At 46.0% G+C, this 11,422-nt stretch carries 11 protein-coding genes; 8 read left to right on the top strand and 3 right to left on the bottom strand.

Annotation, left to right across the window (positions count from 1 at the left end):
* On the top strand, nucleotides 1-245 hold a 245-nt coding region (locus A1359_RS02735; protein ID WP_332310057.1), incomplete at its 5' end, for a transketolase C-terminal domain-containing protein.
* Nucleotides 246-262: 17 nt separating this feature from the next.
* Nucleotides 263-778 (top strand): adenine phosphoribosyltransferase, encoded by a 516-nt coding sequence (locus tag A1359_RS02730; RefSeq protein ID WP_066977644.1) that lies wholly within the window; start codon nucleotides 263-265, stop codon nucleotides 776-778.
* A 114-nt stretch (nucleotides 779-892) separates the two neighbouring features.
* Here A1359_RS02730 and A1359_RS02725 read toward each other — a convergent pair whose 3' ends face one another.
* The 3 genes from A1359_RS02725 to hpnH are packed head-to-tail and all read right to left on the bottom strand — an operon-like array spanning nucleotide 893 to nucleotide 3,692.
* The gene (locus A1359_RS02725) at nucleotides 893-1,915 is read right to left on the bottom strand and encodes an MlaA family lipoprotein (protein ID WP_066977637.1); all 1,023 of its coding nucleotides are present in this window, start codon (nucleotides 1,913-1,915) and stop codon (nucleotides 893-895) included.
* Nucleotides 1,916-1,936: 21 nt separating this feature from the next.
* On the bottom strand, nucleotides 1,937-2,542 hold the full coding sequence (locus A1359_RS02720) for an ABC transporter substrate-binding protein (RefSeq protein ID WP_066977634.1): 606 nt from the start codon (nucleotides 2,540-2,542) through the stop codon (nucleotides 1,937-1,939).
* Nucleotides 2,543-2,591: 49 nt separating this feature from the next.
* Nucleotides 2,592-3,692, bottom strand: a complete 1,101-nt coding sequence (hpnH, locus tag A1359_RS02715; protein WP_066977630.1) for an adenosyl-hopene transferase HpnH — start codon at nucleotides 3,690-3,692, stop codon at nucleotides 2,592-2,594.
* A gap of 387 nt (nucleotides 3,693-4,079) precedes the next feature.
* Between hpnH and A1359_RS02710 the strand changes: the two genes are divergently transcribed.
* From A1359_RS02710 to A1359_RS02685, 6 genes are all read left to right on the top strand, one after another.
* Nucleotides 4,080-5,171, top strand: a complete 1,092-nt coding sequence (locus A1359_RS02710; RefSeq protein ID WP_066977627.1) for a phytoene/squalene synthase family protein — start codon at nucleotides 4,080-4,082, stop codon at nucleotides 5,169-5,171.
* A gap of 9 nt (nucleotides 5,172-5,180) precedes the next feature.
* Complete coding sequence (gene shc / locus A1359_RS02705) at nucleotides 5,181-7,142, top strand: squalene--hopene cyclase (protein WP_066977625.1); 1,962 nt, start codon at nucleotides 5,181-5,183, stop codon at nucleotides 7,140-7,142.
* Entirely contained in the window at nucleotides 7,139-7,906 is a 768-nt protein-coding gene (locus A1359_RS02700; protein ID WP_232322088.1) for a phosphorylase family protein, read from the top strand. Before shc ends, A1359_RS02700 begins: the two co-directional genes overlap by 4 nt.
* Before the next feature lie 82 nt (nucleotides 7,907-7,988).
* Nucleotides 7,989-9,374 (top strand): aspartate aminotransferase family protein, encoded by a 1,386-nt coding sequence (locus A1359_RS02695; protein WP_066977623.1) that lies wholly within the window; start codon nucleotides 7,989-7,991, stop codon nucleotides 9,372-9,374.
* 12 nt (nucleotides 9,375-9,386) lie between these two features.
* Entirely contained in the window at nucleotides 9,387-9,746 is a 360-nt protein-coding gene (locus A1359_RS02690) for a copper resistance CopC family protein (RefSeq protein ID WP_066977621.1), read from the top strand.
* Between the two features lie 5 nt (nucleotides 9,747-9,751).
* Nucleotides 9,752-11,383 carry a copper resistance D family protein gene (locus A1359_RS02685; RefSeq protein WP_066977619.1) on the top strand — a complete coding sequence of 544 codons (1,632 nt, stop codon included), beginning with the start codon at nucleotides 9,752-9,754 and terminating at the stop codon, nucleotides 11,381-11,383.
* Nucleotides 11,384-11,422 lie beyond the last annotated feature (39 nt).

The following is an 11,422-nucleotide window of genomic DNA, read 5'->3' as shown; positions in this document are numbered from 1 at the left end:
AAGCACTGGTGCTGGAACTCGCCAAAAGCCACGATGTGTTTATCACCGTGGAAGAAAATGTCATCGCCGGTGGTGCCGGTAGTGCGATTAACGATTTTCTACAAGCCCAACGCATTCTGATGCCGGTGTTGAATATCGGCTTGCCGGATCGCTTTGTCGAGCAAGGTAGCCGCGAAGAACTGCTGAGTTTGTGCGGACTGGATATTCAGGGTATTTTGGCAAAAATTGAAGCATTTTGCGCGTAATTTATTAGAGAATAATGATGGAAAGATTACACAGTAAAATCCGCGACATCCCTGACTTCCCAAAGCCAGGCATCATTTTCAAAGACATCACACCGCTGGTGAAAGACCCAGCCTCATTGAGACTAGCTGTTCATCAATTGCTACATCCTTTTTTGGGCCGCGACATTACTGCTGTAGCCGGCATGGAAGCCCGTGGTTTTATTTTCGGTAGCCTGGTTGCTTGGGAACTGGGTGTCCCCTTTATTCCATTACGTAAACCAGGCAAACTGCCTTACGACGTACAAAGCGTATCTTACGATCTTGAATATGGCTCGGCGGCGCTGGAAGTGCATATCGATGCGGTTGATAAAAACGACAAAGTATTATTGATTGATGATTTGCTGGCAACCGGGGGCACAGCCAAAGCCAGTTGTGAATTGATCGAAAAACTTGGCGCTCAAGTTGTGGCTTGCGCTTTTGTGGTAGAGCTGGACTTTTTGGCAGGCCGAGAATTACTAAAGGATTATGAGGTACATACCTTATTGCACTATTAATGCGCTAAATTCCACTTTACGATTTCCTGATCTACGAGGCGAACTCTGTCTGTAGGATTTAGCAAAACCAGCACACATAAAAAAAGACGCTATAGGCGTCTTTTTTTATGTCATTCAGTAATGTTTGTGTCGGTGATGTCTTTTGCTGATTTTGTCCATTTTTTCAGAAGCTTGCTCAAATTCGATCAAAGCCTCATCAAAGGATTTAGACATATTGTCGAAAGCTTCGATAGTGGTATTGTCAGCAGCAAGCTCTAAACTCTTGTCTGCGCTATCACTGACTTCGTCAGCAGGATTATTTTCTAACTTTTTTTTTTGAGGATCTGTTGTTGCAATAGGCGCACTTGAACTTACAGGTTCATCATCCTCATTCAGTGCTTCGTCAATATCCAGATCAAAACTATCAGCATCAGTTTTACCGTCATTAACCAAATTTTCGCGGTATTGCAAAAATGATTCACGGGTAAACACATAGGGGTCTAACGCAGCTTCATCAATAAAATTCAAAGCACTTTCGGCATTAGCACGCTCATTAATACCTTCGACAATTCCTGTACCCATCACATAAGTCCCCGGATTAGCCGCTCTATCCAGGATAGTGCCACTACCATCACGAACAGTGGTCGGCCCTAAGATAGGTAATACCAGATAAGGACCTTGATCAACACCCCATACCGCCATCGTCTGGCCAAAATCTTCCACATTTTGCTGCATGCCCAAAGGCGTGGCTACATCAAACAAACCACCCAAGCCTATAGTTGTATTCGTAGTAAAGCGTCCTAAATCGGAAGCACTTTGCCCAAACTTGCCCTGCAGCAAATCGTTTAAAACAACATTGATACCTTTCAAGTTATTGAAGAAGTTTGTCACGCCGGTTTTCATAACATCAGGCGTAATATATGTATAACCATCAGCCACTGGTTTCAACAAATATTTATCCAGCCCCATGTTAAAACCATACATTGAGCGATTAAAGTTTTCGTAAGGATCAGCAGGCGATACAACAGGTGCCGATGCATTTGCATCGACAACAGAAGTTTCAGTACTGGCACACCCTGACACCGATAGTGTGCCTGAAAAAAACAGCACCCAAAAGTAAGGGGCTTGGCTTTTGCCTTGATAACGAGGTGTATTCATTACTTACGATTCCTGACCAGCTTATTGTTTAGCGTAACTTTCTATTTTTTCATTAATTTTAGTGATTAAAGCATCAAAGCCGTCACGATTTAACACACTGGTGTAATCCGAACGTTTCAAAGCCAAATCACTAACTCCGTCAGCTATTATATTGATAATCTGCCAGCTATCGTCTTTTTTCTTCATCATATAGTCGAATTTGATAGCTTTTTCACCCGGAATATTCAGATTAGTGTGGATTACAACCCCACCTCGCCCGGTCTCTTCTTCGGAAACAAAAGTAAATGATTCACCGGAAAAATCCTTGAAATTGTGCGCATAGGCCGAAACACTAAGCTGAGTAAACACGGTTTCCAACTTAGCTTGCTGCTCTGCAGTCAACGTTTCCCATTGCTTACCAACAACGATTCGAGCAATTTTAGGCAAATCGTGACTGTTTTTCACAGCCTGATCCAGCTTATCGTAACGCCCCTGAAAACCTAACTCTTTGCCCGCTTTCATGACTTCAATCAACTGACCTTGAAAGCTCTCAACAACTTGCTTGGCAGATATTTCTTCCGCCAAAGCAAATGATGTTGTCAAAAACAGCACCAGGAAACTTAAACTTAAATATATTTTTCTTACCATGATCGCAATTCAAACCTCATAAAGAATTAAGATAGTTCGCATCGAACACTCATGACTCTACTTTGACCGGAATATCTGAAATAGTGGTTTTCGCCGGCATTGGATGATTAGCACTAACCTCAGCCACCATTTCACCTGTAGTTTTTGGACCACGAATACTCGCCCACAAGGCTTTCAACGGATGAGCCAGGGTATCTTCAACGGCAGTAGCTTCATAACCGCAATGCGCCATGCAGTTTGCACATTTAGGATTATTGACTGTGCCATATTTTTCCCATGGCGTAGTATCCAACAGCTCCTGGAAAGAGCTGGCATTACCTTCGTCCGCCAATAAATAGCAAGGCTTTTGCCAGCCAAATACATTGCGGGTTGGATTACCCCAGGGTGTGCAATTGTAATTTTGGTTACCAGCTAAAAAATCCAGGTATAAGGACGAGTGGTTCAGCTTCCATTTACGGGTTTTACCAATTTTAAAAATGTCGCGGAATAGATTCTTTACATCAATCCCTTTGATAAACACATCCTGTCTTGGCGCATGCTCGTAGCTAAAGCCTGGGGCAATAGTAACGCCTTCAACGCCCAATTCCATCGCATAATCCAGAAACTCAGCAACTTCATCCGGCGTTTCACCCTGGAACAGTGTGCAATTTACATTGACGCGAAAACCTTTACTCAGGGCTAACTTAATAGCCTCAACCGCGATATCAAACACCCCTTCCTGACAAACCGAGGCATCATGCCGATTTTGTAAGCCATCAAGATGGATAGAAAAAGTTAAGTAAGGCGATGGTTTGTAATCGTTGATACGCTTTCTCAACAACAAGGCATTGGTGCAAAGATAGACAAACTTTTTCCGAGCAACAATGCCCTCTACGATTTGCGGCATTTCTTTATGAATTAAAGGCTCGCCACCAGGGATTGACACCATCGGTGCGCCACACTCATCCACAGCATCTAAACACTCTTGTACCGATAAACGTTTATCCAGAATATCGTCTGGATAATCAATTTTGCCGCAACCCGCGCAAGCCAGATTACATTTGAATAACGGTTCGAGCATCAAAACCAGAGGGTATTTTTTGCTACCTTTCAGTTTTTGCTTAATTAAATAACTGCCTACAGCCAACTGCTGACGTAAAGGAACACTCACAGACTCTCTCCAAAACTCAAAATCACTTGATAAACGCCTCTGTTACAAAAAAACAACAGTAAGCAGAAACCCCTTAAAAACCCAAATTATTCAGGGCGTGGAAACGATTTGATTGCTAAACTTCGCACGTAAACACAACCTATTGTTGTTAGAATACTACTTTATTGGCGATTCCTCCAAATTTATATGGCATTAAGCAGGAATTAAAAGTTCAAAACAGCTGTTAAATTCAGATACATCCCGCCTTTAATCACACTAAAAACGAGCTACATCACGTCACCTCAAGAGTCATTCAAACTTACATTTGCGATAAAACAACACAACTTTGCAAAACACCAACAAACAGTCTATTATTACTCCTACTATTTAGTTGACTAAATCATGCACATGAACGGATCTCAACCCATCACCCAAAACTTGCAATTGCTCTCGCAATTATCTGACGCCGAATTACAGTCTGTTTTGCTGGAAGGCGTATCGCGTACGTTTGCGTTGACGATTCCACAGTTACCACCACAACTCTATCCTGCAGTTGCCAATGCTTATCTGTTATGCAGAATCGTTGACACTATAGAAGATGAAGTATCTTTGACTGCAGAGCAAAAAAGACAGTTTTGCCTAGCATTCATTGATATTGTTAAAACCGGCCAACAGGCGGAGTCTTTTGCAGCTGAACTGGCGCCCTTACTATCAGAGCAAACAATTCCAGCCGAACACAGTCTGATTCATTTAATTCCTCGTGTGATCGCCATTACCCACACACTGGATGCAGCGCAAATCGATGCACTGGCCTGTTGCGTTGAAACCATGGCCAAAGGCATGCCGGTTTACCAAGCTCTCGACCTGCACGCCGGCCTGAAAACCATGCAGGATATGGACGATTATTGCTATTTCGTCGCTGGCTGCGTGGGCGAAATGCTCGCAAAACTGTTTTGTCATTATTCGCCGCAAATCGATGCCCACCGAGAGGAGCTATTGAAATTATCTGTTTCATTCGGTCAAGGCTTGCAAATGACCAATATCCTTAAAGATATTTGGGATGACGCCAAACGTGGCGTTTGCTGGCTACCTCAAGACATTTTTACCGAGACCGGCTTTAATCTGGCAGAACTAACGCCCGAAACAGATGATGCCCGTTTTCGTTTGGGGTTGGAGCACTTAATCAGCATTGCACATGATCACTTACAAAATGCCTTGACCTACACCCAGCTCTTGCCCAGTCACGAAACAGGTATCCGTAATTTCTGTTTATGGGCATTGGGCATGGCTGTGTTGACACTGAAAAAAATCAAGCAAAACTTAAGCTTTACCGACTCTAGCCAAGTCAAAATTACCCGCAAAAGCGTTAAAACCACAATTATTGCCTGCAAGCTTACCGCTCGTAGCAACGCTTTGCTTGCCTTACTATTCAATATTAGCAGCCGGGATTTAAAAACGCCTGACTGGCAATATTTACCCAAATCGCACACTGGAGAATAAGGAATCATTATGTTGACCGAATCCCCTATCGATACCAGCAGCCACGACATGTCAAATAACAACGCTTCCGCTAATAATGTTTCTATCAGCGGCCTAAACGCTGCGATTGAGCGAGCGCAAAGCAAACTACTCAGCCTACAAAACCCGGCCGGATATTGGGTATTTGAACTGGAAGCCGATTGCACCATCCCTAGCGAATACATCATGATGATGCATTACCTGGGTGATATTAATGCAGAACTGCAAAGTAAAATTGCGGTTTATCTAAGAAGCCGTCAAGCGGAAGATGGTAGCTACCCACTATTCACTGGCGGCCCAGGCGACATCAGCTGTAGTGTCAAGGTTTACTATGCCTTGAAAATGGCCGGTGATAGCATTCATGAACCACACATGAAACGCTTACGTGAATGGATTTTGTGCCAAGGTGGTGCTGCGCGCGCCAACGTGTTTACCCGGATCGCCCTAGCCATGTTTGAACAACTACCTTGGCGAGGCGTACCTTATATTCCAGTGGAAATCATGTTACTGCCTGCTTGGTTTCCGTTTCATTTAGATAAGGTTTCCTATTGGTCTAGAACTGTCATGGTGCCGCTGTTTATCCTCTGCACCCTGAAAGCAAAAGCAAAAAACCCGCAGAACGTAAACATCCTGGAATTATTTGTTGTGCACCCCGACGAGGAAAAGCACTATTTCCCCGAGCGCACTGTACTTAACAAATTCTTTCTCGGACTGGATTGGTTTGGCCGAGTTACCGAACCCTTAATTCCTAAGAGCACGCGCAAGCGTGCGATTGACAAGGCTGCCTCCTGGTTTACCGAGCGCTTAAACGGCGAAGATGGTTTGGGCGGCATTTTCCCAGCCATGGTCAACTCCTACGAAGCCATGCTGTTATTAGGATTACCTGCTGACCATCCTAATGTCGTGATTGCCCGTCAAGCAATCGACAAAATGTTGGTCGTTAAAGAACATGAAGCCTACTGCCAACCCTGTTTATCCCCAGTTTGGGACACAAGTTTGGCTAGCTTAGCTTTACTGGAATCCGACAAACAAGGCAACAGTGCCAGCCTCGGTAAAGCCTACGACTGGTTGAAAAGCGTACAACTATCTAACGAACCCGGCGACTGGCGTGTTAGCCGTCCGGATTTAGAAGGCGGCGGCTGGGCATTTCAATTTGCCAATCCCCATTACCCTGATGTGGATGATACGGCCGTCGTTGCATTTTCCATGGCGGAATCGAATATAGCCGGTCTGGAAGAATCCATTCATCGCGCTACCCGCTGGATCGTTGGCATGCAATCGCAAAACGGCGGTTACGGTGCTTTCGACGTTGATAATACCTATTACCATTTAAATGAAATCCCATTTGCAGATCATGGGGCCTTATTGGACCCTCCCACAGTCGATGTAAGCGCTCGCTGCGCCATGTTAATGGCCCGGGTCTCTCAAGATCACGCTGAATACCTACCTGCTCTGCAACGCACGATCGACTATATTCGCAGCGACCAAGAAACCGATGGCTCGTGGTTTGGCCGCTGGGGCACCAATTATATTTATGGCACCTGGTCGGTACTGCTAGGCCTGGAACAAACCAGTCTACCTAAATCAGACCCCATGTACACCAAAGCAGCAAGCTGGCTGAAAAGCGTGCAACGCGAAGATGGCGGCTGGGGGGAAGACAACCTCAGTTATCATGAAGATAGCAAATATCGTGGACGCTACCACTTTAGCACGGCATTCCAAACCAGCTGGGCTGTTTTAGGCTTAATAGCTGCTGGAGAAGTCAATAGCCCGGAAGTCAAAGCCGGCATCGACTTTATATTGCGCACCCAACAAGCCGATGGTGTCTGGAACGATCCATGCTTTACCGCACCCGGCTTTCCAAAGGTGTTTTACTTGAAATATCATGGCTATGATAAATTCTTCCCCCTTTGGGCACTGGCTAGATACCGTAATGAACTGGCTAAACAGTGAGCGCTAGCATCCAGCTCACGCCCACCAGCACACTGTTCAATGCCGACACTCTTGTCGGCATTGTCGTTGCGCTGCCGGAAGAACTCGCCACCTTGACCCGCACCAAACTAAAGCAAGGTGAATGCTGCCGAGTTGGTAATACTTGGATTGCCTACAGCGGCGCCGGTTTAATCAATGCTGCATCCGCCGCTCAGATGCTTGTCAACAAAGGCGCCCGGCAATTAATTAGTTGGGGTTGTGCAGCCGGTTTATCTATTGATACCAAACCTGGCGATCTGGTTATTGCCACCCAAGCTATCGATAAACACCAACAATTTGATACCGACAAGCTCATGGTCGCTGCACTTAAACAAATACTGCCTACCAGCTTGACCATCCACCAGGGAAAACTATTCAGCAGTGAAAGCTTGGTGGGCCTTAGCCAGGATAAACAACGCATTCATCAACATAGCCTAGCCATAGCGTTGGATATGGAGAGTACGGCTATTGCCAACACGGCACGGCACGCCCAACTACCTTTTATGATCATTCGAAGTATTGCCGACCCTGTGGATATGAACTTGCCTATTGCCGTTATTCAGGCTTTAAACGATAACGGCCAAGTCGATTTACCTAAGTTGCTAAGCTATCTGATTTGGCATCCATTGGAAATTGCTGCATTGATCAAGCTTGGCTTGCATTTTCAAGCCGCCAAAAAAACATTAAAAATCGTCGCCAGGGAACTGCAGCGACAGCAAGCAGCTCAAACTCAACCGGCTAACTGAGCCGCCATGAAGAGCGGCTAGCTTTTAAACCCATTTTTACAGCGCGGATTTAACCGCTCAGCACATATTCACGAGGATTTACATGTCTTTTAGCATTGCCGATCTTTTTAACCAGCACTTTGATGAAAAGTTCGATTTACACGAACATTACCTCAACAACCAAATGGTGCGAGTGCTGCGTACCATCGGTTACGATAGAAACTACAAAAAAGCGCTTGGTCAATATCTTTACGACGACAATAACAACGAATACCTGGATTGTTTAAGTGGTTTTGGAGTATTTGCCATCGGCCGTAACCACCCGACTGTCATCAGCGCGTTACAGGAAACCCTAACCCTGGAATTACCCAATCTGGTGCAAATGGATGTATCGCTACTCAGTGGCTTGCTGGCTAAGGAAATCCTCAAAACCACGCCAGACAACCTGGAAAAAATGTTTTTCTGCAACTCCGGCACCGAAGCCGTAGAAGCTGCCATAAAATTCGCTCGTTACACCACCAAACGTCCGCGCATTGTCTATTGCGAGCATGGCTATCATGGTTTGACCATGGGCTCGTTATCATTGAATGGCGAAGAAATTTTCCGCGAAGGTTTCGGTCCTCTACTACCGCATTGCTCATCAGTGCCCTTTAACGACCTGGATGCCCTGGAAAAAGCCCTCAGCACCAAAGATGTTGCTGCTTTCATCGTCGAACCGATTCAAGGCAAAGGTGTGAATGTGCCGGATGATAACTATCTGCCGGAAGTTGAACGTTTGTGTAAAAAATACGGCACCTTGTTTGTCGCCGACGAAATTCAAACCGGCATTGGCCGTACAGGCAAATTCTGGGCTATCGACCATTGGAATGTTAAACCCGATATGATACTGATGGCAAAAGCGCTATCAGGCGGCTTCGTGCCAGTCGGCGGCGTAGCCATGACCACAAAAATCATGGACACCGTATTTAATCGAATGGACCGCGCCGTGGTGCATGGCTCGACCTTCTCCAAAAATAACATGGCAATGGCCGCCGGTTTGGCTAGCTTACATGTCATCCACGAAGAAAAACTGGTCGAGAACAGCGCTAAAGTGGGCAATGACATCATTAGCAGCATTAACGCTATGAGCGGCCAATATGAGTTTCTGAAAGAAGCTCGCGGCAAAGGCTCGATGATCGCCATTGAATTTCAGTCACCGAAAAGTTTGGGCCTTAAAGCCGCCTGGGCCATGCTGGAGGCTGCCAACAAAGGCTTATTCTGCCAGATGATTACCATCCCGCTATTTAAAGAACATCGGGTGCTTAGCCAAGTAGCTGGCCATGGCATGAACGTGGTCAAACTCTTGCCACCACTCAATCTGACGCAAAAAGACCGAGACTGGATCGTTAATTCGTTTGATAAAACCATTGCTGATACCCAGCAAGTCACCGGATCAATTTGGACGCTGGGCAAAAACCTGGCTAGTCATGCGTTAAAAAACAAGAAATAAGGTACAACCAACATGCGAAATTTAACTTCCGCCTTATTGGCATTGACACTAACAGCTAGCAGTGGTGTATTTGCGCACGCCGTAGTCACACATAATTCGCTGCAACTAAAACCCGTACCGGTAAACCAAGCCAGTCAGGTTGAATTATCTTTTAACTCCAAGGTGGAATTGGATTTATCTGAGGTTTTCCTGGTCAGCGCTGGTGACAAAATGCAAACCATTACTGCCACTGCCGGCGCCAAACCTGGCAAAGTTCTGCTCGATTTACCCGCATTAGCACCCGGTGAATATGCGATCAAATTAAAGATTTTTGCCGCAGATGGTCACTTAAGTGAAGACTTGCTACGTTTTTTTGTTAAAGAGCCTAAATAAACAACATGGAAGGTATAGCAGATTTTCTTGACTCCCTGATTGGCGGCGTCGACCTGACTTTTTACTCTATCGTTATTGGCGGCTTGATCTGGGGGTTATTTGTCCTGCGGCCCTGGAATGAAGACACGCACTATAACAATGTACTGCTGGAAAAAAGCGTCAACCTGATTTATTTCGGCAGCAAAGCACTTATCATCACCCAGCTCTCCAAAATCTGCCTGAAAATTTGGTTGATGTCAGTCACCTTGGGCAAATCGCCGTTTCCGGCGTTTTTTAACACTGTGCAGTTTCAAGCTGGATTAGCCCGTGCAGCATCTGCCTTTGCGCTGTTTTTATTCATCAAGCATGTCCTGAAAAACAACCTACGCTCGGAAAAACATTGGTTACAGGCCACATTGACTATTCTGCCTCTGGTAATTTCTGCGGCCTGGCTGGTACATGGCGCTAGCCGCTTGGAAGATCGCGCACTGCTAATGACCTTGACCGTCAGCCATCAAATTGCTGCAGCGACCTGGGTGGGCGGTATTTTCCAATTATTGGCTATATGGAGTTTAAAAAAACGTAATGCCATTGCGGTGGAATTATGGCCGATACTGCTAAAACGCTTCTCAATTGTCGGCATAACCGCTGTAATCGGCTTACTTGCCACAGGCACGCCACTCGCCTGGTATTACATCCGTACTTTTCAGGGCTTTATAGGGGCGGGTTACGGCAATTTGCTGATGGTCAAAATCATGATGATGGGCCTGGCACTCGGTTTTGCCTGGCTAAACCGTCAAGCCGTTAGCAAGTATTTTAGCAGCGGCAGCATGTACGCTCTGAACGTACGCGTACCTTTTTACATCGAAGTCGAAACATTGATACTGCTGACGATTTTATTCACAGCAGCCAGCTTAGCCTCACAACCACCTTCGGTTGACATTCCGCACCTGACAGCTACCTGGCAAGAGGTGTTGAACATGTTCCATCCACGCTTACCACGCTGGGAGTCGCCAACCCATGACGCACTGATTGCAGGTGAAGCCGGGCGTGTTGCCATCGTCGGTCAAATCCCGTCGGAAGCCGCTACTGCCTGGTCGGATTATAATCACAATATTGCTGGCATCTTTCTGACCACCATGAGCTTTTTTGCCATGTTGTCATATTCAGAGCGTTTTCACCGCTGGGCACGATTCTGGCCAGTTGGATTTATGGCATTGGGCATATTCCTGTTTTTCCGCAGCGATGCCGAAAGCTGGCCTTTGGGACCCATTGGTTTTTGGGACAGCACCTTTAACAATGGCGAAGTTCTACAACATCGCATCGCCACCCTACTGGTATTTATGCTGGGATTGATGGAAGTTCGCGCTCGCATGAACAACAATCAAGGCGCCCTACCCTATGTATTCCCAATGTTGGCGGCCTTTGGCGGCATGATGTTACTGGCGCATTCGCACGTAGGCTTTGAAGCCAAAACCGCGTTCCTGATTCAGGTAGGTCATACTCTGATGGGCGTATTTTCTCTGATTCTGGCTAGCGGTCGTTGGCTGGAACTAAAGCTCGACTCGCCCGGCAAAAACATTGCCGGTTTTATCTCAGTGTTCGCCTTGTTCCAAATAGGCGTCATTTTGATGTTCTATAAAGAACCTTTGTACTGATTATGAACCTGACAAACGATTTCCCCCTACTCGACACCA

This window comes from Methylomonas lenta, assembly GCF_001644015.1.
GTDB lineage: Bacteria > Pseudomonadota > Gammaproteobacteria > Methylococcales > Methylomonadaceae > Methylomonas > Methylomonas lenta.
The sequence above is the reverse complement of the archived record's forward strand: the minus strand, read 5'-3'. Positions and strand labels throughout refer to the sequence as shown.

Coding starts and splice junctions, on each gene's coding strand:
- A1359_RS02695 (WP_066977623.1), top strand. CDS start 7,989: ATGTCTTTTAGCATTGCCGATCTTTTTAACCAGCACTTTGATGAAAAG.
- A1359_RS02720 (WP_066977634.1), bottom strand. CDS start 2,542: ATGGTAAGAAAAATATATTTAAGTTTAAGTTTCCTGGTGCTGTTTTTG.
- A1359_RS02710 (WP_066977627.1), top strand. CDS start 4,080: ATGAACGGATCTCAACCCATCACCCAAAACTTGCAATTGCTCTCGCAA.
- A1359_RS02685 (WP_066977619.1), top strand. CDS start 9,752: ATGGAAGGTATAGCAGATTTTCTTGACTCCCTGATTGGCGGCGTCGAC.
- A1359_RS02690 (WP_066977621.1), top strand. CDS start 9,387: ATGCGAAATTTAACTTCCGCCTTATTGGCATTGACACTAACAGCTAGC.
- A1359_RS02725 (WP_066977637.1), bottom strand. CDS start 1,915: ATGAATACACCTCGTTATCAAGGCAAAAGCCAAGCCCCTTACTTTTGG.
- A1359_RS02730 (WP_066977644.1), top strand. CDS start 263: ATGGAAAGATTACACAGTAAAATCCGCGACATCCCTGACTTCCCAAAG.
- shc (WP_066977625.1), top strand. CDS start 5,181: ATGTTGACCGAATCCCCTATCGATACCAGCAGCCACGACATGTCAAAT.